Origin of the sequence: Euzebya pacifica (assembly GCF_003344865.1) — a bacterium.
GTDB lineage: Bacteria > Actinomycetota > Nitriliruptoria > Euzebyales > Euzebyaceae > Euzebya > Euzebya pacifica.
In genome coordinates this window covers 289,718-314,183 of the sequence record NZ_CP031165.1, presented here as the reverse complement: position 1 = coordinate 314,183, position 24,466 = coordinate 289,718, and the positions used below count along the sequence as shown (strand labels likewise).

Genomic DNA, 24,466 nt, shown 5'->3' with positions numbered 1-24,466 from the left:
GGGCCAAAGCTGGCATAGAAATCACAGATCTTATCGACTGCGTCGTTCGAGAGGTAACAGATCTGGCCCATTTGACCGTCAGGCTCTACGGGGGATGGTTCTCGGGAGGCGTCCTTTCTCGAGCCGGCTCAGAAGTTGCCGCAACGCTGACCAATAGAACCCTCTTTCCATTTCTTAGACCGGATTCCCGAACGGTCATCGGCGGCGTAATTGAATTGGCATCAGGCCCCATCGGCCAAGCAGGCATTCGGTGGCCAGACACAGTCCGCGAACTCCGCGGTTCGCCCAGAATCCGAAAGGACGTGGACGGGTTGGCAGCGGTTTGCGGAGCGAAGGACTCCAGTAGTTGCCCTGCCCACCTCGCCTCGCGATTCACTCGTCGCCCCACCACCACTTGCTCTTCGGATGGATGTAGCGCCAGCAATGCCCAAGTATTCAAACAGACAAGGCAAAAAATGGTCGACACCATGCTGGCATCCGATCTGATATCGGCCGCAGCTGCCGGATACACGGTTGTGCTTGCCTCATGCGATCTCGACCTTATTCCACCCGCGTTGGCCGCCGCCATGCTTCCTCGGTCGGAGCACAGCGCTTTGGCCTTATTAGATCCCGACAACTGTCGGCAGGACTACTACGGGGACAGACTCCGCGATCATGGGGTCGAAGTCTGGACGGAGGTCTAGAGATGGACGAGAGTGCCATTCAGGAAGATGTTGCGGCCTTCGCTGACAACGATGAGGACGTGCTAATCGATGCCAGGGGCACACTCATCTACGTCGTCCAAGGCCGTGAGGAAGAGGTTCGACTCCGGCCCACGGCCGATGGTCTCCGGGTGGAGATGGATGACACAACCACGGTATCCTACTCGACCTTTCTAGGCAGACACCTTGGCAGACTCGACATCCTTGCGGAACGACTGCTGCAGCGAAAGGAACGTGACCCCTTTTTTGTCGATGGGCCCGCATCCTTGGAGGACTCTGAGTCCCACGGGGAACTCGGCTCAAGTCTGAACCTGTTGAGCGACCAATGCAGCGACCCGCCGGCGTTCGCCACGAGATTGACATTCATAACAGCTGATGGCGGGCATGGCAAGAGCGTACTGCTTCGCGAATATATGCACAGGAATGCAAACTCATTCCTGCGCGGCACATCTCCCTATCTCTTCTGGCACGTTGACCTCCAGGGTCGACAACTCCTTCGGCTAAGCGAGGCACTAATGGGGGACCTGGGCGACCTTCGGGTGGCCGGCCTCTGGATGTCGGGGATCCTCGCCCTAATGCGGCACCGACTGCTTGTCCTAGCTGTTGACGGATTCGATGAGTTGGCTGCTGAGCAGGGATCGAACGATGCCTTCGGCGCACTATCGACCCTGATTCATCAACTTGACGGAGGAGGGTCGTTGGTCGCAGCATCACGGCGAGCCTTCTTCGATTCCGACCGTTTTGCCCATCGCTCCGGCCTTCTTACAAGGAACATGGCGACTGCTTGCGAGTTCTCGGAGCTTCACCTGCATCCCTGGGGGCCAAGTCATGCTCTCGAGTTCCTAACAGCCGTCGAATTCGAGGGAAGCGGTTTCTCAGACCCTTCAGTCGCATACGATGATCTGCGCAGCGAATTGGGCGGCGCCGATCATCCCATGCTCCAACGTCCCTTCCTGCTCTCCCAGGTCGCGAAGGGAATGCTCATGACAGACCTGAGTGCCCACCGCTTTTTAAACGGCCGAAATGATCCTTTGAAGGGGGTGCAGAACGTCGTCGAGGCCTTCGTTGAGCGTGAAGTCACCCAAAAATGGAAGGTACGTGAGACGGGCCTTCCCTATTTGAGTGATGAGCAGCACATGGCGATCTTGGGCGATGTCGCCGAGGAGATGCATCGGGCAGGAACCGACCGAATCCCTCTGGATATCATCGAGACCCTGGCTTCTGTTCGTGTGGACGACTGGGGGATAGACCGAACCCTGCACCCAGCTATCATCGACATGATGCGGGTCCACGTTCTACTGCATTCGAGCGACGGAGGTCGAACTCGTTCCTTCGATCACCCCGAGTTCCAGTCGTTCTTCCTTGCCGTCGCATTGAAGGATCATCTGCTGAACGCAGCCAGAGGGGAAAGCATACGGCCGCTGCGCAACCATCTGCGCATTGACCAGATTTCTGAGTCCACTGCGAGTTACGTCGCCTCGTTGGCCGAGCTTTCGAAGGAGGACACCCTCCAGTTGATTGATTCCCTCTCAGCGATTATCCGAGGGCAGACACGACCAACCCTGATAGAGAGCAACATCGGAACGCTGCTGCCCGCACTGATCGACGGCTTGAGTTTGGGAAACAAGGAGATCGAATGCCCCGCACTCTTCAGCAGCCTTGCGTTCGCTGGCAAACACTTGCGCGCCGTCGCCCTGCGTCATGCTAATTTCGTTAATGTACGCCTAGAACGCGCCACCTGGCATGACGTCACCCTCTCGGACTGCAATCTTGGTGAATTGACCATCCTCGCCGAATGCATTTTGGAATCCGTTTCCATGGTCAATTGTCATATTGATGGTTTGATCGTCGTAGATCACGATGGCCAAGAGAAGCGAGCATACTCGCCCGAGCACATGGTGTCCCTTCTCCACCAACAGGGAATCCAGTGGGTAGACAAGGAGGGCACCGCGAGGGTCGACGAGGAGGAACCGCACGAAGACTCCCGCGCACTAAAGGACGCCCACAAGCTCTTGCGCCACTTCCATCGCTCTACGATCCTATCTTCTATGGACATAGAGCGGAAGTACGGCAATCTTGATCACTTGGACTCGGTTCTCAGTCTTCTTGAAGACAATGAACTTCTCATCCCACAAAGATGGAGAGGCAAAGGTTCCGGACGGCTTTGGCGGATGGCGACCTCGGTAGAGGACTTGCTCAAAGCCGAAGACGGCAAGGGCCTGCCGTCCCAAGTTGCTTTCTGGGCCGGAGTACGCGCTCTCGGGTGACCAGGTTGGATCCCCGATCACAGACCCCTCGCCATCATGGGGCAGGGCGGCCTGTTCTTTGCGACTTCCCACCTGCGGTGCGGTCCGTGGATGCCCAGGGGTTGCTTGCCCGCTAGGTGCCCCCAACGACGTCGGTTGCTGTCACCCGTCTTCCTCGGCCAAGGCTGAGTCCCGTGAGGTGGTGGAAGTAGAAGGTCACCGTTCGTGAAGTTGTTGGCAGGCTATGCCGCGGTGGTGGTGGCTGTCACCTCGATGGTGGTGTCGGCGGCGATGGTCTTCATGGATTCCTCGGAGAAGTAGCTGCGTTCGGCGACTTGCCATTCGTCGTGCTGCTCGAGCAGGACGGCGCCGATGAGGCGGATGATGGAGTTGTCGTCGGGGAAGATGCCCACCACGTTGGACCGGCGCTTGATCTCCTTGTTGACCCGTTCCAGCGGATTGGTTGACCACACCCTGCGCCAGTGGGTCCTGGGGAACGCCGCGAACGCGGTGAGATCGGGTTCGGCGTCAAGCAGCATCTGGGCCGCGGCGGGGAACCGGTCGGTGAGCATGTCGGCGACGGCGCGGAGCTGGGCGGTGACGGCGGCCTGGTCGGGCTGGGCGTAGATGGTGCGGATCATGGCGGTGACCATCTCGCCGTGGGCCTTGCCGACCCGGGCCAGGACGTTGCGGTTGAAGTGGACCCGACAACGCTGCCACGCCGCGCCCTGCAGGTGCCGGCGGATGGCGGCCTTCAACCCTTCGTGGGCGTCGGAGATGACCAGCTGCACACCACCGAGTCCGCGGGTCTTCAAGCTCTTGAGGAAGGCACCCCAGAACGCTTCGTCCTCGCTGTCGCCCACGTCCAGCCCGAGGACTTCGCGGGTGCCGTCAGCGGCGACGCCGAACGCCACGACGATGGCGCGCGACACGACGTGGCGGCCGACGCGGCCCTTGACGTAGGTGGCGTCGCAGAACACGTAGGGGAAGTCGGTGTGGGCCAGGGTGCGGGCTCGGAACGCCTCGACGTGCCCGTCGATCTCCTTGCAGATCCGCGACACCGTCGATTTCGACACGCCCGAGTCCACGCCGAGTGCCTTGACGAGGTCGTCGACCTTGCGGGTGGAGGTGCCCTTGACGTAGGCGGTCATGATCACCGCCCACAGGGCCTGGTCCACCCGGCGGCGCGGCTCCAGCAGCGACGGGTAGAAGTTGCCGGCCCGAACCTTGGGGATCGCCAGCTCCACATCACCAGCCGGTGTTGACAGGGTCCGGGGTGGCCGGTGGCCGTTGCGCTGCCCCGTCCGGTCATCGGTGCGCTCGTGCAGCGCCGCCCCGATTGAGGCGGTCAGCTCTTCCTCGATCAGTGTCTGCAACGCGTTCTGGAGCAGATCACGAAACAGGCTGCGGTGCTCCTCGGTCAGCAGGTTCGTCGCAGCGTCGGTCAGCAGGTCATTATCAATGTCGGCCATCGTGTGGCCCCTTTCGAGAGATCCGTGGAAAGACCTCACGAACAGTCACACGGTGGCCAACACCGTCTGGGGAACCAACTCCGACTTACACCTGTTGCCGGGACTCAAACTCGGCCAATTGTAGAGGCCCATCGAGGTAGGCATGATCCGTGCGACTCACGGTCGACTCTCATAGCCATCCTTCGGTCTGAACGCTTCCAAGTCCGTCAGAAATGACGGAACTGACGTGATTCAATGGTTGGACTTTGGCAAGGCGAGGGTGGAGATCAATGACGGAGTTGTCGACAGGGGAGGCGCGGGCGCGGGCGCAGCTCGGCCAGTGGCGTGAGGAGCTGATCGATCTCAGCAAGCGGAACCGTGCGCTCTACTACAAGCCCACGAAAAACAGCTCGCTTGAGGTGCTCGCACCGTCGGCGGTCTCGGTGCTGGAAGGGTTCGAGCGCGGTGACACGGCAACGTTCCTAATACCGCCGGGTGACGACGAAGAATGGACTCCCGACCCGGACGTGGTTGAGCTGGGCCCGGGTGAAATGCTGTCGGACAAGCCGAACGCCACGCGGACCAACAGGGCCCTGGACACGATCGCCAGAGCGGCACGGGAAGACTTCCAGGACGCCGGTCTGCAGACGCTGTACATGGCCTTCGGCATGCTGGACTGGGACGACGGCGACGACACGGTCGCGTCCCCCCTCCTCTACGTCCCGGTCCAGATGTCCCGACCATCACCCCGTGACTCCTACCGGATCACCTTGGACGATGCCGATCCTGTCGTCAACGCGGCCCTGCAGGCCAAGCTGTTGCGCGACTTCGACATCGAGCTTCCCGCCCTCGATGCCCTGACGGAGAACCTCGAAGGCGGCCTCCCCGCGCTGTTCCAGGCGCTCACCCAGCGGGTGCGGGCACTGGTCGGACCTCGGGGTTGGACGGTGACGGGGCGAACAGTCATGACCCGCGCCACGTTCCACAAGGACGCCATGTTCCGTGACCTGTTGGATAACGCGGACGCCATTTTGGCCCATGAACTCGTCCAGGCACTGGCCGGCGAGGCGGTGGCACAAAACCAAGACCCGCCCAGTCCCGCCGACATGGACCGGGTGGCACCCCCGGAGGATGCGCTCCTGACGCGCGACGCCGACTCCACGCAGCGGGCCTGCATCCAAGCCGCGCTGGACGGCATCAGCTTCGTTATGGACGGCCCGCCAGGAACCGGCAAGTCACAAACGATCGCGAACATGATCGGTGAGTTGACCCGCAAGGGGAAGACCATCCTGTTCGTGTCCGAGAAGGCCGCAGCGCTGGAAGTCGTCGCCAACCGACTGGAGGACCGAGGACTCGGAGAGCTCTTCCTTGAGCTGCACAGCCACAAGACCAGCCGCAAGGCCGTCGTCGACGAGCTGGCCAACGCGCTCAAGCAGTATCCCAAGCCCGGTCAAACGCTGAGCCCCCAGGAACGCAGCAGCGCCCAACGACACCGGACACAACTCAGCAACCGGGCTGAGCAGATGAATAGGATCCGGCAGCCACTGGGCATGTCACTCGCTCAGGCGATCGGGCGTGTCGCACTGCTCGAGGACGCCCTCCGGGTACCCGCACCCAACTTGGACGTCGCCGATCTGGACGCTGACCGACTCCAAGAGCTAAACGAGGCGTTCGCCGCACTGGCGCGCGTCTGGCACCTCCGGATAGAACCCGACTTCCCTTGGACTGGCTACGACGCGGCCGGACTGACCCAAGGTGACATCAGCAACCTCGAACTGGAGCTCCGGGGACTCCGTGACACGGTGGCCGACCTCGAGGTACGCGCGGAGTCACTCGCGCTCGAACTGCTCGTTCCAGCTCCTGACTCCCTTGCTGGCATCTCCCGGTTGTGCGACCTCACCGAGCATCTCCGTGACCGTCCCGACACCCCCCTGGCTTGGTGGACGGGGGACCTCAATCCAGTTCGAGAATCCCTAGGGACTCTGGGCGCACAGATCATCGAGATCACCAAGCAGGCCTCCCAACTCGCCGCCACGGTCGGCCGATGGCGCGTGGTCCACCCTGAGCGGATCGAACGCCTTTACCAAGTCGTGCGCGAACTCGCCGCACACCGCGACGTCGTCCCGCCAAAGGTGGCACGAAGCACCGAGGATCTCTCTCTAGAAATCACCGTGTTGAAAGGTGCTTCAACAGCTTTCAAGGCGCTTGAGAGCGCGACGGCAGCGGCGGCAGCCGCCCTAGGCATTCCCGAGAGGGATCGCACAACGGCTGCAAGCATCGCGGTCCTGGAGGTTGCTAGTGCGTCCGACGCCCCGGTCCGCCCCGAGGAGGGCTGGGTCAGCCCGATGGCGATCCAGCAAGTCCGGCGAGCGCTGGACAGCTTGGAGCCCCTTCTCACTGACTACAGGGCCAGGAAGGCCCTGCTCGAGAGGGTGTTCACCGACGCCGTCTTCGACTTGGACCTCGTTGCCATCGAGGAGCGCTACCGCACCCGTCACAAGGGGTTGCGCAAGCTGGGATCGGCCTATCGCGCCGACCGAAACGCGGTGCGCTCCGTTGCCCGCAGTGGTCAAGCCGGACCACTTGAGGTTTCGAGGCTGGCTGAAGCGTTGGACCTCAAACGACTTGCCGACACCGTCGGCGCCAACGAGCAACGCACCTTGCTGGGGGCGCACTTTGACGCCGTCCAAACCGACGTCGACGCGGCCCGGTCAGCACTCGCCATATTGGAACGGGCCCACGACGCGCTCGGCCCAGACTTCGGCCCGTCGCTCGCGGGGCAACTCGCAGGAGACGCCCCGAAGGACCCGTCCCTTGCCACCCGCGCCAAGGAAGCCTTGGACAACTTCTTAGCCTGGCGACGCACCGCACCCGAGGCGATCGCCTCGCTCGCGGACAACCACACGGTCACCGCGGTCAGCGGTCGACTGGGTCGGATCGAACCCCTCCTTGGGGAACTTCACGCCGTCCTGACGACATTGGAGCCGTCCAAGCCACTCGACCTCACGGAGGTTGCTCAGATTCCGGTGCAGGTCCGACAGCACGCTGCCGCAGTGCGTGAACTCCAGGCCGCAGAACCGGAATACCGTAAACACCTCGCGGCTCTCTACGAGGGGCTGGACACGCCCGTCCACGAGGTCGAGGAGCGACTCAGCTGGACCGCAACCCTTCAGGACTTGGTCCCCCAACCGCTCACCTCCCGGGCAGCGTCGGCATTGCACGACGCCGAGACCGTCCCAGGCACCGCCGACATGCGCAACGACGCCGCGGCGCTCGCCGAACGCCTCCGCAAGCTGGCAGCCGCGTTCATGGACGAGCACCGGACCCGTGTCCAAGAGGAGTTCGCGGGCCGCACAGCCGACATTCAAGAGCTTCTCGGCGAGATGGTCGAGCGGATCGACGACCTCACGGGTTACCAGCAGTTGCTGAGAAACGAGGGGACCCTCCGCAACCGGGGGTACACCCACGGGCTGCAGCACCTGACCTCCACCGCCGCGGACCCGGATGACGTCGTCGACGCACTCACTCGGGCGACGTTCGCCAGCTGGGTGGACCATCAGATGCAGGGCGACCCGTTGCTGGCCGACCAGAGAGCCGACGACTTGGACGCTTTGGTAGCCGATTACAGGACCGACGACAGGACGCTTCTTGAGCGAGCGCCTCACGCGATCCTCGCAACCGCGCTGGAAGGCAGACCCACACAGAGCAGTGCGAGCACGCAGACAATACGGACGGAGGCGCAGAAAAGGCGGCGACACATGCCGGTCCGAACGCTCTTGGAGAGGTGCCAAGAGATCATCCTGAAGCTTCGGCCGTGCCTGATGATGAGTCCGCTGTCGGTCAGCCAGTTCCTGCCCGCCCAACCTGGAATGTTTGACGTCGTCATCTTTGATGAGGCCAGCCAGGTGACCCCGGCGGATGCGATCAACTGCATCTATCGCGGCCAACAACTCATCGTGGCCGGCGACGACCGCCAGCTGCCGCCTACGAGCTTCTTCTCCACAGTCGGAACCGATGGTGACGACGGGTACCAAGCAGACCAGTTGGATGAGTTCGAGTCGGTGCTTGGCCTGGTCAAGAGCCAAGGCGGGTTGCCACAGCTGGGATTGCGGTGGCACTACCGCAGCCAGCACGAGGACCTGATCACCTTCAGCAACCGACGCTTCTACGAGGGTGAGCTCGTGACGTTCCCGAGCGCAATGTCGACCGCGCCCGACCTCGGCGTGTCCCTGAAGGTGGTCGACGGGATCTACATGCGTGGTGCGTCCCGTGACAACCCGATTGAGGCCGAGCACGTCGCTGACCGGATGTTAGAGATCGCAGCCACGCACCCAGAACTGTCAGTCGGCATCGTGGCGTTCAGCAGCGCCCAGCAACACACCATCGAGAACGCGCTGGAGATGAAGCGCAGGGAACGGCCCGAGCTCGATGACTGGTTCACCGAAGACCGCCTCAACGGGTACTTCGTCAAGAACTTGGAGAGCGTCCAGGGCGACGAGCGGGATGTGATCCTCTTCAGCGTCGGCTACGGGCCGGACGAGGCCGGCAAACTGACGTTGAACTTCGGGCCACTGAACCGCGAAACGGGTTGGCGACGGCTCAACGTTGCGATCACCCGGGCAAAGCGCCGCGTGGAGATCTTCAGCTCGTTCGGTCCTGGTCAACTCGACACCCGTGGGACCAATGCCCGTGGGGTTCATGAGCTGAAGCGGTATCTGGAGTTCGCCCAGCAGGGCATCAGTGCGCTGGCCCAAGAGACTGGGGACGGCGAGGGGGACGTCGAATCACCGTTTGAGGAGTCAGTCCTGCGCGTGATCCGTGGGTGGGGCTATGACGTGACCCCCCAGGTGGGTGTCAGCCAGTACCGGATCGATCTGGGCGTGCGGCATCCAGACGAGCCCGGCCGGTACGTGCTTGGCGTCGAGTGCGACGGGGCCGCGTACCACAGCTCCGCCGTTGCCAGGGACCGGGATCGCCTGCGTCAGGAGGTGCTGGAGCGGCTCGGCTGGAACCTGCACCGCATCTGGGGGACCAGCTGGTACCGGGACCGCACCCAGCAGGAAGCTCGACTGAAGGCCGCCATCGAGGCCGCGGTCGTGGGCAGGATCGAGCCCACGGGCCCAACTGGTCTGGCACCCGTCAAGCACGACGAGGTCTATGAGATCGACCTTGACGCCCCGCCGGACTGGGTGGAGTGGTACGTCACCGCGCCACGCCGTGGGCCGTTCCCCGGCAGGCCCACCGATCCCGAGGCCGCAGCACGCGTGAGGGATATGGTCGCGGAGGTGGTCCGGGTGGAAGCACCGGTCGCGATTCCGGTGATCGGACGCCGCGTCGCCGATGCGTGGGGTTGCAGCCTCACCAAGAAGGTTCGACAAGTTGTTGCCAACGCAGTGGAGGCCGCCATCCGGACGTCGCCCGGGCTGAGTCGGGACGGGGACTTCGTCATCCGGACCGATTCTGCCCCAGTCCGAGTCCGGTGTTGCACAGAGGACCGCTCGTTTCGGAGGAACGTCGACGAGATCCACCGCTCCGAGATCGACGCGGCAGTCGCCGCGGTCATCCGAGATGGGATCACGATGTTGCGCGACGACGTGAAGGAGGCGTTCAAGACCGTGTTCGAGTTCTCCCGCGCGGGTGCCAACATCCAGACTGCGCTGGACGCCTCCCTCGACCGACTGGTCGACGCAGGCGTGCTGCTCAACGACGAGATGGACACGTACCGCTTCATCGCTCCCCCACCGCTGTGAGTAAGTGCCCCGACCGTCCGGTGGGAGCCGCGTTCGGCGAAGTCGTAGCATCCGGGGCCGAGGAATCGCACCCGAGAGCATCAACACCCGCGCGCCCCGCGGGGATGGGGACCTGACGTGACTGTGCTGCAAGACCTGATCCACATACCGCATGAGGTCCACAAGTCCGACTTCGTCATGGCGCTGAAGGACGGCGTCACGCAAGCTGACGCAACGCTTGACGCCTATGTCGTCACGCCCCAGCTGGCCGAATGCTTCGACGAGGCGCTGTCCCTCATCACCTCTGCGGTCAGCGAGGGATCCAGCAAGGGCACCTACCTGCACGGGTCGTTTGGATCCGGTAAGAGCCACTTCATGGCGGTGCTGCATCTGCTGCTGCAGGGCAACGACTCGGCACGGTCGCGGCCAGAGCTGGCTCCGGTCATCACCAAGCACGACGCCCGCCTAGATGGGCTCAAGTTCCTGCAAATCCCCTACCGCCTGATCGGGGCCGAGTCACTGGAACAAGCAGTCCTCGGTGGATACGTCGACCACGTCACCACGCTGCACCCTGAGGCCAAGCTGCCCGCGGTTTTCGCGGGCGACCAGATCCTGGCCGACGCCAAGGAGATGCGCGGCCGACTAGGCGACAAGGCCTTCTTCGAGGCGCTCGGGGGATCAGGCGAGGACGACGACGGGTTCGGTGACTTCGCTGCCGGCTGGTCACCCGACGACTTCGACCGTGCGGTGGCCGACGGACCGTCGACCACAGAGGGCCGGCGACTGATCGCCGACCTCGTGGCGACGATCTTCACGGCCTATCGGCGGCAGGGGGACATGGTCGACCTTGACACCGGGCTGAGCGCCATCAGTCAGCACGCGAAACAGCTCGGCTACGACGGCCTGGTCCTATTCCTCGATGAGCTGATTCTGTGGCTGGCGACCAAGCTGGCCATCCCCGGATTCGTTCAGTTCGAGGCGTCCAAGTTGGCAACCTTGGTCGAGTCGTCCAAGGCTGACAGACCAGCTCCAATAATCAGCTTCATCGCTCGGCAACGTGATCTCACGGACTTCACGGGTGTCGGGCTCACTGGTGCCTCGCAGACGAGTCTGAGCGAGCAGCTGAAACACATCTCTGGCCGATTCAGTGTCATCGAGTTGGCTGACAAGAATCTTCCCGAGATCGTCTCCAAGCGGCTGCTGAAGCCCAAGGGTGAGGCAGAGGCCCAGCAGCTCGAAGAGTCCTTCAACCGGGTGTGGGAGCAAGCCAAGGCTTCCCGCGACACCCTCATCACGTCGCACGGCGACCAGGACGACTTCCGCCGCGTCTATCCCTTCTCACCCGCTTTGGTCGAGACGCTCGTCGCAGTCAGCGGGTATCTCCAGCGCGAGCGCACGGCCCTCCGCCTGCTCCTCCAGCTACTGGTCGACAAACGCGAAACCCTGCAGGTCGGCGACCTCGTTCCCCTGGGTGATCTGTGGGACCAGGTTTCGGGGGAGGATTCCTTCTCCCCACAGTTGAAGGTCCACTTCGACCGCGCCCGCGCCCTCTACCGACGGTTGCGCACCAACCTGCTTGAGGAACACGGGGTCGACGAAGAGCACGTCAAGGGCCTCCCCGACACGCACGCGTTCCGCCGTGACGACCGGCTGGTCAAGACCCTCCTGCTGTCCGCGCTGGTCCCCGAGGTCGAGCCGCTCCGCAACCTCACCGTCAGCCGCCTGGCCGCCCTCAACCACGGCACCATCGCCACCCCCATCCCCGGACAGGAGCGCACCGTCGTCCTCGGCCAGCTCACCAAGTGGGCCGCCGAGGTCCCCGAGATCCGCATCGAGGACGGGCAGGACCCGCAGGTGTCGCTCAAGCTCACCGGCGTCGACACCACAGCGATCCTCGACCAGGCCCGCAACGTCGACTCCACCGGCGCCCGCCGTGCCAAGATCAAGGAGCTGCTGGCCTCCGGGTTCGCCATCACCCTCGACTCCTCGCTGCTGCCCACCCGCTACCAGTGGGTGTGGCGCGGCTCCAAGCGTGAGGTCGAGATCAAGTTCGGCAACATCCGCGATCGCGGCGACCTGCCCGACGGCGAGCTCCACGCCCGCGACGTCCCCCGGCTGGTCGTGGACTTCCCGTTCGACGAGCACGGCTTCACCCCCGCCGACGACCGGGCCCGCGTGCAAGAGCTGCAGCAGGAGGGGACCCGCTCGGCCACTGTCTGCTGGCTGCCGCTGTTCCTCACCGAGAAGGCCGGGCAGCTGCTCGGCGACCTCGTCGTCGTCGACCACGTCCTCAACGGCGACCGGTTCGAGTCCTACACCACCAACCTGTCCCCGCAGGACCGCAGCGAGGCCCGCACCCTGCTGCGCAACCAGGCCGACACGCTGCGCACCCGTATGCGGATCATCCTGCAGCAGGCCTACGGGCTGACCACCCCCGACGCCGACCTGGTCCAGACCGACCTGTCACCCGGCGAGCAGTTCCCCACCCTCGACCCGACCCTGACCGTCCGCCCACCCACGTCGGGCAACCTGACCGCGGCCCTGCCCGAGGTGCTGGACCAGCTGATGGCCCACCAGCACCCCAAGCACCCGGAGTTCGACAACGAGGTCAGGATCGGCGACCTCAAGACCTGCCTGTCGCTGATCGAGAAGGCCGTCAGCCAGCCCAACATGCGGCTGGACAACATCGGCAGTAGCGACCGCAAGTCCATGCGGACCGTGCTCGGCCCGCTCAAGGTCGCCACCACCGGCGAGGCCCACCTGGTCATGGACCAGCACTGGCGCGAGCACTTCCACCGCAAGCAGGCGGAGGAGGCCGGACCGGTCACCGTCGGCCGGCTGCGCGAGTGGATCGACCAGCCCGACTCGTGGGGCCTGGACACGCGGGTGCAGAACCTGGTGATCTGCGCGTTCGCGCTGATGGACGACCGGGTCATGGTTCACGGCGACCAGCCGGTCCAGCCCGCCGTCGACCGCCTGGACGACGCCGTCGAGCTGCGCACCCAGGTCCTGCCCTCGAAGGAGGAGTGGGACGCCGCCCGCCCCAAGGCCGCCGCCATCTTCGGCGCGACCGCCGCCCCCCTGCTGTCCGCCGCCGGCGTGGCCAACTTGGTCGCCCAGGTCCGGGCCGAGGCCGCCCCGCATCGCGACGCGGCCACCCAGCTGCTCAGCCAGCTCCACCACCACGCCGAAGCGCTCGGGATCACCACCGGCAGCGACCGCTTGCGGACGGCCAAGGCCGTGACCGACCTGCTGACCGCCCTGGCCGGCGGCGAGGACCACACCGCCATCGCCGTCCTGGCCGCCTGCGACGTCCCGACCTCGGCAGAGGCCATGGGCACGTCGCTGAAGTCAGCCGAGAGGGTGTCCGCGCGGCTGGAGCGCATGAACACCGGCCTGATCGCCAGCGCCACCAGCCTCGGCGGCGACCACGCCACCGCCGCCCGCTCGATCGCCGAGACCCTGTCGGCCAAGGCCAGCCGCGACGAGCTGGCCACCAGCCTGGCTACCGCGATCGACGACGCCGAACGCGCCGCGACCGACCTGCTCGGCCGTGCCGCACAGGGAGCGGTACCGCCCGGATCGACCGCACCGGTTGTCGAGCCGCAGCCAAAGCCGGTCATCGAAGCCCCTCAGATCGACGTCGGTGGTGAGCGGCTGCCTCGTCATGGCTCCCGCGAGGTCGTGGGCGCAGCCGACAGCCGAGCCCTGCTCCAGCACCTGTTGGCGGAGGCAGACGACCTGATCGAGCTGCAGGTGAGATGGAAGAAGGCCGACGGTGAGTGATCTGCCCCAGATCCCTCCTCCACCCCTCGGAGCCAGTTCGAGGGCTGGACGCAACGAGCTGGTCATCATCCCCTCGCCGGACCACCCCGAGCTGGCCCTGGTGATCGGTGGAGCGACCATCCCTGACCGGCTGGGTAAGGTCATCGCCACGGCGCCCGACGCGGCGATGAAGACCCTCCAGGGCGCAGGAGCCCTGTCGCAGGTAGTGGCAGCCGCGGGGCTCTCGACCGGTCGGTGGGTGCAGCTGACCGCCGAGTCCGCTGCGAACCTGCAGGCTCTCGGCCCGTCGATGAACGCCGCGGGCACCGCCATGACCGGCGTGCTTCGCAGCGGCACCGGCAGCATCACGCAGCACCTGGAGTTCACCCCAGGAGTCGTGATGGATCCCACGGGTGCGACGTTGATCGCCGGCTTGGCGATCCAGGCCACGCTGGCCCGCATCGAGCGGCAGCTCGAGAGCTTGGTTGACAAGGTCGACCTGCTGCTCGAGCACTCCCAGATCGAGATCGAGGCGACGCTGGTCAGCAGCCTGTCGACGATCGAGACCCAGGAACGTCGGCTGGCCGGCCTCGGCGAGGTTGATGCAGATGGCTGGGACGCGTTGGCCAGCGTGGAGGCAGACGTCCGCAAGGCCTACCACCACGTGCTGCGGTGGCTGACCCCGCTCCGGGAGCTGCTGAAGGTCGAGGACGCTCGCGTTCCCGAGCTGGTGACGGAGCTGAAGAAGTCCGTCGAGCTACGCGACGTCGCAGCCTGGATCCGCCTCTACGTCTGGGCGGAGCTGACGATGAAGCGCTGGGAGCTGCTCTACCTGGTGCGGCAGATGACGGTCGCCCCGGATCTCATCCCCTCGGAGGCCGCCCACATCGACGCCGAGGCCAAGGCCCGACGTGACTCCCTCCACGAGCTCTTCGACGACCTCACTGCCTTCCTCGAGCGGGACCCCGACGACGTCGATTGGAGGGACCGTGCACGTTTCGTCAACCGGTATCGGCTCGGTGTGCTTCGCCGAGAGGTCGCCAGGGTGCTCAACATCTACGCCGAAACCCTCGGCCAGGCGGCGGTCGAGGTGCCCGAGTACCTCGACCCCGACGGTGACGCCGGTACCGGCCCGTTGCTGATGGTGGAGTCCGTGCAGCAGCGCTTGGGGCGCGGTGCCAATCGCGCGATCGAGGCCAGCGTCGACACGGGACTGGGGGCACTGGACCTGCTTTCCGGCCTCAGGGGTGCGATGACCGATCGTGTCGGCGACCGCCTCCCCACCGACCGCCTGCCGAAAGGCCGCTGGCGACGTCGCCCGGATGATCCGGACGACCCCGCTTCCTGACGAGCCACTGCCCCTCAAGAACTTCCTCTTCCACGCCGATACGAGACTTCGCAGGCACAGGCCGGTCCGTATGACGCGGGTTGGCGCGACACGAAGGGGTGGGTCGTGACCCGCAACGAGAACACGTACGTGGAGATCGACAGCGACGAGTTGGCCGCGTGGATCACCGTCCGGACCGGACTGCCGTTGTCCATGGTCGAGGCCGTCCTCGACCTGAAGCTCGAGTACATGGTGGCGATGGGGTTGGTGGACGGCACCGGGGTCGAGCTCACGCACTACGATCCCGCGGACTTCGGGGGCAACGACGACGTCGTCGACCACGGACTGCTCGCCAAGGACGCCGAGAAGTTCTTCGGCATCCCGGCCGAGGACGCCGAGCGGGTCCTGGACCAAGAGCTCGACTACCTCGACGAGGCCGGGTTGGTGACGGCGGAGGAGGAGACACCGCAGTACGGGTTCGAGTTCCTCAGCCAGCCATACTGCACCTTCAACCGCGAGGAGCGCAACGCCGTCGCCTCCCTCTACGCCCTTCTCCTCCGCGAGGAGAACCTCCAGCGGCTCGGAGACGCCCTCAGCGTCCACGGACTGACCTACGACCCCTCGGCGGGCGACACGGAGGTCTTCGTCGAGTTCGCGTTGCTGCGCGACTGGTGGCACCGCAACCCCGACGAGACGCTGCGCCGTGAGTTCGTCATCGACGCCGTTCGACCACCCGACGCCGAGGCCCTGCGCCACTGCTCCGTCCTCGACTTCAACACCCGGTTCGGGGTCGCAGGCAAGGTGTCGACGACGTTCATCCAGTCCCCCAGCCGTTGGTCACTGCCGGCCATGGATCAAGCCCGGCGAGTCGACGGCGGCGGGCCCCTGGACAACGAAACCCTGATGCGGGCCTGCATGGTCAAGTGGGCGTTCAACATCAAGCCTGATCTGGTCGTCCTGGCACGGGACCGGGCGATCTGTCTCGAGGCCAAGCTCGAGTCAGGACTCGCCAGCTACCCGACCTCCGCAGCGGACAAGACGGTCTTCAGCGAGCGTGGCCTCGACCGTGTGGGTCAGCTGGACCTGCAGCGGTTCCTCTTCACCGACGTCCTGGAGCGGGACACCACGTTCGCGCTGCTCTCGGTCAAGGGCGACGACCACGCGGGTTACCGGGGTCTGGCGTGGCGGCCGTTCGTCCAGCGCCTCGACTTCGATGGGATGCCGAAGTTCTTCGAGAACTGGATCCACCACCTTCCGGACGCGGGCACCTAGACCGTCAGGACGCCCCGCATCAGGCGGCGCTCGTTGCCCTGTGGCGGGTGGCGGGCGCTGCGTGCATTCTCCCAGACAAGTCGGGGTGGACTTCGAGGTAGGGAGGCGGTGTGTGCGACCCTTCACCCGCCCGTCTTGACCAACGCAGCCAACCGTGTGGAGTGCATCGATGACCGCCAGGCCCGTCACCGCCGCGCAGCTTCGCGCTTACGTGGACAAGGCCCGCCATGACGACGCCCGCGTCGTCGGCTTCAGGGCCGCACCGGTGTGGACGGAAAACGGGTCGCTCGGGGACGGTGTCGTCGTGGCCGCATGCCCCTCGACCCTCGCGGTGCGGGCCGCCGTCTGGGACCACCTCGACGCCGACGACGGCCGCTTGCTGGTCGTGCTGACCGATCGCGACGACATCGGCGCAGAGGTCGTCGCCCGGTTGTACCGCCGTCAGCTGCTGCAGCCCGAGGCGTACGAGATCCTCAAGGACCTGTTCCGCGTCAGCGAGATCCACCAGTCGCTGCGCGACCACCAGTGGCTGGCCGACCTGCTGGTCGACGTCGCCCCCGTCGGACGGACGTTCGCCCCGCCCCCGGGCGGGATCCTCGACCTGGACATCGCGTGGCGGGCACTGCTGACCCACGGGCTGTCCCTCCCCAAGGACCAGCCATCACTGGCCGACCTGCTGACCTGGGCGGCGGGTCCCTCGTCCGTAGCGGCGCTGGCACGGCTGTCGGAGGAGAACGTGGGCCGGATCGCCGACTGGCTTGCCGAGCGGGTGGGCGGCGCCGCCAAGCCGGTGGTGCACCTCATCCGCGCCGGCAGGCAGGCCGACGTCGTCCCCTTCGGGCTCGTGGCGGCCGTGCTCTGGACACCCGCGGGGCTGGACACCGGCGACGGCGGGCGTGCCCGCTTCGAAGTCGACCTGGGCGACCCCGGCCTGTCGACGGTCGACGCCCAAGCTTGGGGAAGGGCAGCCACCGAGCTCGTACGGCAGGCCGCCGAGGACCCCGACCAGACCGCGTTCACCGCGTGGACCAACCGGGCCACCGCCGTCCTGACCGAGACGACAAAGACCCCCCAGCTGATCGTGCAGTCCCCCGTCCTGCCCGCCGCGTTCGACGCGCGGGCCGAGCGGGTTGGGCAAACCGCGACGGACGCGATCGCCAACCCTTCGGAGAAGGCGCTGGAGGCCGTGTCGCGTGCAGCGGCATCCGTCCGAGAACACGTAGACGCCGAACGGCTGACCAACCGGGTGCGGACCGTGGACATGGTCGAGCGGTTGCTGCGCCGGCTGGTCCGGGGGCCCGGCGACACCGCCAACCCCGCCGACCTCGCGCAGGCGGCGAACGCCTACGTGTCGGAGGGCGCGTGGGTGGACGACGCCCGCCTGGCGCTGCTCGCCGGTGACCCCGTGTCGGCCCTCGGGGCGGCCGCCCACCAGCTGGCGAAGGCGGTGTCCGAGGAGCGGGCGGCCGAGGACCGGGCCTTCGCCACCCGGTTGGCCCAGTGGAGCCAGCACGCCCCGACCGGCACCGACCCGCTCATCCCCATCGAGACGGTGCTGGACCGCGTGGCCCGGCCGGTCGTCCAGTCGGGTTCGCCCGTGCTGGTGCTCCTGCTGGACGGGTTGTCCTGGGCACAGGCTCACCGGATGTTCGATGACATCGCCGGCCGGCGCTTCCGCCGCGTCGCGCCAAACGGCCGGTGGGCGCCGGTCGTGTCGACCCTGCCCAGCGTCACCCAGGTCAGCCGGTCATCGCTGTTCGCCGGCCGGCCCGAGGCCGGCGGACAGGACGTCGAGATCGAAGGATTCGCCCACCATCCAGGACTGCTCGAGGTCAGCAAGGGCGTCGCGCCGAGGTTGTTCCACAAGGCTTCGCTGTACGCCGTCGATGGGCAGCCCGCGCCGGACGTCCGTGCCGCCGTGACCGACCCCGAGCAGCAGGTCGTCGGCGTGGTCGTCAACGGCGCCGACGACCACCTGGACAAGGGCGGACAGCTCGAGCTGGCCGACGGGCTGCGGGCGATCAAGCCGATGGACAACCTGCTCCAGTGGGCGATGGAGGGCGGCCGGGCCGTCGTCGTCGTGGCCGACCACGGCCACATCCGCGAGACCGGTTCGACCGTTCGTCCGGCCTCCGGCGGCGGCGAGCGCTGGCGGCCTGCCGAGGGTCAGCCCGCCGAGGACGAGGTCCTGCTGGAGGGGCCGCGAGTGCTGAAGGGCGAAGGGCGGATCATCGCGCCAGCGACGGAGTCGGTCCGCTACAACGCGACCAAGAAGCTCGGCTACCACGGCGGCGCCACCCCGCAGGAGGTCCTGTGCCCGCTGGCGGTGTTCCTACCAGCGTCCGTGGAGATCGACGGGTGGCTGCCTGCGCTCCCAGAATCGCCGTCGTGGTGGAGCGAGATGTCCACCGCTGCGCCGGACCTGCCCGCCCCGGCCGTTCCGGCGGAACCGCCGACCGACGACAAGGGTGTTCCGACCCTCTTCGGGGCTGATGCCGAGATCCCCTCGGAGGTCAGTCCAGCGCCGATGGATGCACCGGCGTGGGTGACCGAGCTGGTCGAGTCGGAGGTGTTCGTGGTGCAGCAGCAGTCCGCAGGGCGGCAGACCCTCGACCGCGACACCGTCGTGCACCTGCTGACCCAGCTCGACCGCGCCGGCGGCACGCTGACGGGTGAGGCCTTCGCCTTGGCCCTGGGTGTCAGCGTGTCACGGGCCCGCGGTAAAGCCACCGCGCTCGGCGCCCTGCTGAACGTCGACGGCTACCCGGCGGTCTTCGTGAACGCCAACAGCGAGGTCCGCATCGACCGCTCGGTCCTGCGCATCCAGTTCGGACTGTCGGGCTGACGTCACAGACATCTGGCCGGAGCCGGTTTCACCCTTTGGGCAGCCGTGCCACCGCTCCTTCATGCTTCTTCACGAACTCGCGGTACTCCTCCGGGATGTCCTCCCCGCGGTACGACGTGCAGAAGCCGATCTCATCATTGATCGGACGAACCGCGGGGACCCCGTCCAGGAGGAACACCCCGATGTACTCCTGTCGGCCGTCGACTACGCGCGTGAACGCGGTCTTCGAGGTGGTGTCCGTCAGCTCTGTCGGTGCTCTACCCAGTCATGGTCGAGACACGTAGCGTTCGCGTCGGGTTCGGTGGCTTGCATCCACAGGACGACGTCCGCGATCCGCAGCAACGAGACGTCCTTTCGGCCCAGCTCTTCGTGCAGATCCTCCAGTCGGGCGACGATCCCTTGGCGCTCACGGAACGCAGTCCAGAGTGGGCGGTACCACTTGGGCGCAGCCTTGCCGGTGAGGAGTCGTGCGACCTTCGTGTCCCGAATCGGCAGCAACCGTGGCCGCTTCGCGGCCAATAGTTTGTAGGTGGCGACAGCGCGGTCCTCCTTCGGGTGGAGCTGTCTTCGGACAAGCTCGAACAGCTGGTTTGCCAATCCGTTCGGTGCGTCACGGTCACCTACCCACTTCGCGAACTCCTCCTCCGTCAGCGTGTGCAGATCACGGTCGACAGGGATCTGGGAGAGCAGTTCCTCGATCTGTCCGTCCAGCTCCAGAAGCTGTGTCAGTCCATGAGTGCCGACACGACCCCGTCCACCCTTCGGCGTGACGCCGATCGCGAGCAGCTGGCTGACTGCTGCGTCTGCCACCCCGATCGCGTCAGACGGCAACGCCGCGACGGCCCGGTCCCAGAATCCTCCGGTCCATCCTCCGCCGAAGTACCTCTGTAGATCATTGGCGGCTCGGTTCTGCAGGAGACGTGCTTCCAGTTCGTCTGCAAAGCCGGTGTTCATCATGGTTCATCCCGATCGTCAATGCGTTTGTCAAGGCCCACCCCTCGGCGCGGGTCCGAGTGTCACACTGAGTCGGCACCGTGAGTCCAGTATCGACTGGGGGACTTGGGACGATGGACAGCTTGGTCAGCACAATCGCGGAGGGTGCCATCACCCCGATCTCTGATGCTGATACCCGCGGGCCCGACTTGCCGCGCCGTGGCACATCCGACCGCTTCCGCTGGAGCACATGGCCGGCCACTTGCACGTGGGCGTCCTCCATCGACCGGGGATGCGGATGGTGCCGCATCGGACGCCGCCACTGGACCAGTGATCATCATCGTTCACGATTCAGAGTCGCGAAGACCAACCGGCGGATCCACCGCTCACCGGACGGCTCGAGCGTGAGCCTCGAAGAGCTCGCCGATCTCCTTGCTGCTGCTGCCCAGCGTTATCCCACTGCCCATGGGCGTCCAGTTGACGTCCGGGAAGCGCGCCTGCAGATCGTCGAGCGGGAGCACGTGCTCCTCGAGAAGCAATGTGTCGAACTCCACATCGACGTAGTTCGAGATCTTCGAGGAGTCGGTGAAGTGGGTCTTCTGGTAGATCTCGCTGAGCGCGACACCGTGCCCGATGAGCCCTCGCGGCTCGGGACCCTGACGCAGCAAGAAGAGGTCGTCGCCCGGTGAGATGCCACGCTTGCGGGATCCGGTGGACCACGTGAAGGCCTGACGGCCCGTGGCGGTCGCAGACACCCAGTCGTTGTAACCGTCCCAGGTGTACTTCAACGGGTTCCATGTCAGCAGGAACGCAGCGCTGGGCTGTGCGTCCGCTTCGGGCCCCTCTGGCTCTTCCACGGGCACTACGCCGATGTCGTGCAGGTCAAGCGCTTGTCGGGCATCCAGCTGCACTATGCGGTGACGACCCGTGAGCTCGATCTCGTAGACCGCAAAGAGCTTCCACAATCCATCGTCCAGATGCGCTTTCGCCGCGTCCACCTGTGACGGCTGCAGGCATCCACGCAACGCGGCCAGACCGCGCGTCGTGCCCTTGACCTCAACGTGTACCGGCAGGGACTCCCCTTGCTTCACCACGAGGTCTGCCCCGAAGCGCATTCGCCGCTCGGCGCTGGTCACCCACGCGCCTTGGCGTGCGTAGAAATCCAACGCCTTCTGCACCGCGAAGCGTTCGACGTCGCTGGGCCTCCCCAGATCCAGGATGGTCATCTGTTCGTGCATGTCCTCAGCTACTCCTTCGACATGTTCGTCATGTCATCACACGAGCAGCCGACCCGGTCAGCCGCCACCCCGGCGTGTCAACTTGGTCCAGCGAGCATCGGCAAGACGCGGCCGAATCTTGAGGCGGATCAGACGAAGGGCATGCCAGCAGTCCTTCAGTCGGTGTGGCAGGTTGTCGAGCGTGTCTACGATCAGCCCACAACGACGCCAGGACGTCATCGACGCGCTTCGACGAGGAACTGTCCCGGAGCGTGGCCTGGACCTCCTCGCCGTCGGGCTGGACCGGTTCGAGACGGCCATCGACGAAGAGCTGGCGAAGGTCCAGCGAGGCGGGGCCAACTTCAAGGCCATCCGCGGTGAGTACGGGTCCGGCAAGACCTTCGCCGTCCGGTGGCTCGCCGAGCGGGCTCGCCGCCAGGGGTTCGCCACGGCCGAGGTGCAAATCAGCGAGGGCGAGACGCCGCTGCACAAGCTGCAGACCGTCTACCGCCGGGTGTGCGAGCGGCTGACCACCCCAGACATGGCTGGAGGGGCGTTGCGGTCGGTCATCGACGGCTGGTTCTTCGCCCTCGAGGAGGACGTGCTCGCCGGCGGCGAGGTCCAGGAGTCCGACGAAGCCGGTCTGCTGGCCGCCACCGAGGCGCTGGCCGAGCGACGGCTGGCCGAGGTCGCCCGCCAGGCCCCCGCGTTCACAACCGTGCTGCGCGCGTACCGACGTGCGGTGGCCGACGGAGACGTGGCACAGGCCGAGGGTCTGCTGGCATGGCTCGGCGGCCAGCCCCACGTCGCCGCCGCGGTGAAGCGTGCCGCGGGGATCAAGGGCGACCTGGACCACGGCGGCGCGCTGTCGTTCCTCTCCGGGCTGCTGACCGTCCTGCGTGATGCCGGCCGCTCCGGGCTGGTCCTGGTGCTGGACGAGGTCGAGACCCTCCAGCGAGTCCGAGGCGACGTTCGCGAACGAGCCCTCAACGGACTGCGCCAGCTGATCGACGAGATCGACGGCGGTCGCTTCCCCGGCCTGTACCTGGTCATCACGGGAACTCCTGCGTTCTTCGACGGACCGCAGGGCGTCAAGCGGCTGCCGCCGCTCGCCCAGCGGCTGCACACCGACTTCACGACCGACGCCCGGTTCGACAACCCACGGGCGGTGCAGATCCGCCTGTCCGGCTTCAGCCACGACGGCTTGGTCGAGGTGGGCACTCGCGTCCGCGACATCTATGCCGACGGGCCCGCGGCCCCCGACAGGGTCCGCCAGCACGTCGACGACTCCTTCGTCGCCACGCTCGCCAACGCCGTCACCGGCGACCTCGGAGGTCAGGTCGGCATCGCCCCCCGCGTCTTCCTCCGCAAGCTCGTCGAGGACGTCCTCGACCGCGTCGATCAGTTCGACGACTTCGACCCTCGGCAGCACTACACCCTCACCATCGGTGACGCCGAGCTGACCGACCTCGAACGCAACGCCCGCGCCGCCACCAGCGTGGACGACATCGACTTGGAGCTCTAAACGAGCTTGTTTAATGCCACACGTGTGATTCGCTCAGCGGGGCAGTCGCCAGTAGGCCCGGGGGTCCTTCGGGCTCGAGCCCACCCACTCAACCAGTCGAGCCTGCTCAAGAATCTTCAGATCCCGGATGACCACAGGCCGTGAACGGCCAAGAAGATCGGCCAGCTCGCCGGTGCTCGCCCGCTCCCGCTGGCGTATCGCCCTCACCAGGTCGCGACCGGTCTCGGACAGTCGCGCCTCGAGCGCCCGGTCAACCGGCTCCGTCGACAGGGTCAGGCGCACACTCCCCGCGGTCTGGTGGTAGCGGGGATGCTCCAGTCCAGCGAGCCGCATCTCCTCGAAGATTCGGCGGACACCCTCACCCAGCTCTTGGACAAGGCTCAGGTCGGCAAGGACACGCGCGATCCGGGGGTTGCGAGCAAACCGGGTCATGGCCTCCGGGTCGTCAAGATCGACCACGCCTGGGAACCTCCCGGGGCTCTCGATCTCGAGGCGGTCATCGAAGATCTCCACCCGAACGTGGTCACCCGCTTGGCTGTAGGACCGGTGAGTCACCGCATTCACGAGCCCCTCCAACCAGGCGTCATGAGGAATGGCGCCGACAGCCTCGAAGCGTCCGGCCCGGCTCAGCGCCCGCCGAGTCGGCAGCAACGCGGCGATCTTCTCCATTGCCTGAGTGATCTGATGCGGCAGCGGCCCTTCCAGTCGCTCGTCAGCAACGACCTGCTGGCGACGCCCCGTGCCCCTGTCGGTCCCGCGGTATCGGAGAATCCGCACGTGCGCTGAGGGAAAGCTCGCCTGCGGGGCCCGTCCGAACAGCAACACCGCGCCCACCGTCAGGCTCCCTGACCGGGTGATGAGGCCCCGGGCCGCCAGGAGTCGCTCTACGTCCGGGTGGTCCACCGCTTCAGCCCAGCCATCCAGGAGGTTGCGGTCGAGCAGGTCGGCGACCGTGCCTTCCACGGGAGTGCTCTCGAAGGTGCTTTGACCTTTGTCGAACTCAAGCTCTTGGCGCTGCTGGAAGGTCAGCTTTCGGCTCTCGTCTCCGATGCGGAGATAGACCTCGTCCTTGTGGGTGGCATGGACACGATCGCTGGCCGGGATGTCGAGGACCAGGAGGTTGGTTTCGTGACCATCGGCCTTGAGGCAGGGAACCTTGTCGATGCTCAAGCCGACCGGGGGGACGGTGAAGTCGACCGCGGCTTGCCGCCACTCGTTCTCCTGCGGCGCCACGTGATCGATCCCTTCAACGCCACCATCACGCAGTCCGATCACGATCGTCCCACCCTCCGCGTTCGCGAACGCGGTGAGCGCCGGCGCAAGGTCGGTGGCCTTCAACCTGGCGCTCTTCCGATCGAACCACTGCGTCTCCGGGAGCGCGACAATTCCGGGGCCGCGCTCCTCCAGCGGAAGAGCGAGCACTCGTTCGACCTCTCGCTGCATGCTCGTTACTCT

Annotated in this window: 12 protein-coding genes; 7 read left to right on the top strand and 5 right to left on the bottom strand. The window is 65.9% G+C overall.

Translation table 11 applies throughout. The features are described 5' to 3' along the window. The first annotated feature begins 685 nt into the window (after window positions 1-685). The gene (locus tag DVS28_RS28025) at window positions 686-2,968 is read left to right on the top strand and encodes an NACHT domain-containing protein (protein ID WP_164709776.1); all 2,283 of its coding nucleotides are present in this window, start codon (window positions 686-688) and stop codon (window positions 2,966-2,968) included. 221 nt (window positions 2,969-3,189) lie between these two features. Here DVS28_RS28025 and DVS28_RS01330 read toward each other — a convergent pair whose 3' ends face one another. After that, on the bottom strand, window positions 3,190-4,419 hold the full coding sequence (locus DVS28_RS01330; RefSeq protein WP_114589848.1) for an IS256 family transposase: 1,230 nt from the start codon (window positions 4,417-4,419) through the stop codon (window positions 3,190-3,192). Window positions 4,420-4,688: 269 nt separating this feature from the next. Between DVS28_RS01330 and DVS28_RS01325 the strand changes: the two genes are divergently transcribed. From DVS28_RS01325 to pglZ, 5 genes are all read left to right on the top strand, one after another. Next, window positions 4,689-10,148: a DUF3320 domain-containing protein gene (locus DVS28_RS01325; protein ID WP_114589847.1), complete on the top strand. Its 5,460-nt coding sequence runs from the start codon at window positions 4,689-4,691 to the stop codon at window positions 10,146-10,148. Window positions 10,149-10,265: 117 nt separating this feature from the next. Beyond that, window positions 10,266-13,913 carry a BREX-2 system ATPase PglY family protein gene (locus DVS28_RS01320; RefSeq protein ID WP_164709775.1) on the top strand — a complete coding sequence of 1,216 codons (3,648 nt, stop codon included), beginning with the start codon at window positions 10,266-10,268 and terminating at the stop codon, window positions 13,911-13,913. Continuing rightward, window positions 13,906-15,240: a hypothetical protein gene (locus DVS28_RS01315; RefSeq protein ID WP_114589845.1), complete on the top strand. Its 1,335-nt coding sequence runs from the start codon at window positions 13,906-13,908 to the stop codon at window positions 15,238-15,240. The genes DVS28_RS01320 and DVS28_RS01315 overlap by 8 nt, the downstream gene beginning before the upstream one ends. Window positions 15,241-15,345: 105 nt before the next feature. Then, window positions 15,346-16,491 (top strand): hypothetical protein, encoded by a 1,146-nt coding sequence (locus DVS28_RS01310; protein ID WP_114589844.1) that lies wholly within the window; start codon window positions 15,346-15,348, stop codon window positions 16,489-16,491. Window positions 16,492-16,660: 169 nt separating this feature from the next. Further along, on the top strand, window positions 16,661-19,336 hold the full coding sequence (pglZ, locus tag DVS28_RS01305; RefSeq protein ID WP_114589843.1) for a BREX-2 system phosphatase PglZ: 2,676 nt from the start codon (window positions 16,661-16,663) through the stop codon (window positions 19,334-19,336). Window positions 19,337-19,364: 28 nt separating this feature from the next. Here the strand turns inward: pglZ and DVS28_RS28020 are convergent, their stop codons facing one another. From DVS28_RS28020 to DVS28_RS01295, 3 genes are all read right to left on the bottom strand, one after another. Next, entirely contained in the window at window positions 19,365-19,514 is a 150-nt protein-coding gene (locus DVS28_RS28020) for a hypothetical protein (RefSeq protein ID WP_164709774.1), read from the bottom strand. A 62-nt stretch (window positions 19,515-19,576) separates the two neighbouring features. Beyond that, a complete protein-coding gene (locus tag DVS28_RS01300; protein WP_114589842.1) occupies window positions 19,577-20,293 on the bottom strand; it encodes a DUF6308 family protein in 717 nt (238 codons plus the stop codon). Between the two features lie 362 nt (window positions 20,294-20,655). Next, window positions 20,656-21,495, bottom strand: coding sequence for a hypothetical protein (locus tag DVS28_RS01295; protein ID WP_216826325.1), 840 nt, complete (start codon window positions 21,493-21,495; stop codon window positions 20,656-20,658). A 184-nt stretch (window positions 21,496-21,679) separates the two neighbouring features. On the opposite strand from DVS28_RS01295, the gene brxD reads away from it, so the two are divergent. After that, window positions 21,680-23,011 (top strand): BREX system ATP-binding protein BrxD, encoded by a 1,332-nt coding sequence (brxD, locus tag DVS28_RS01290; protein WP_342795431.1) that lies wholly within the window; start codon window positions 21,680-21,682, stop codon window positions 23,009-23,011. Window positions 23,012-23,044: 33 nt separating this feature from the next. Here the strand turns inward: brxD and DVS28_RS01285 are convergent, their stop codons facing one another. Continuing rightward, complete coding sequence (locus DVS28_RS01285) at window positions 23,045-24,454, bottom strand: ATP-binding protein (RefSeq protein WP_114589839.1); 1,410 nt, start codon at window positions 24,452-24,454, stop codon at window positions 23,045-23,047. Between the last annotated feature and the right edge of the window lie 12 nt (window positions 24,455-24,466).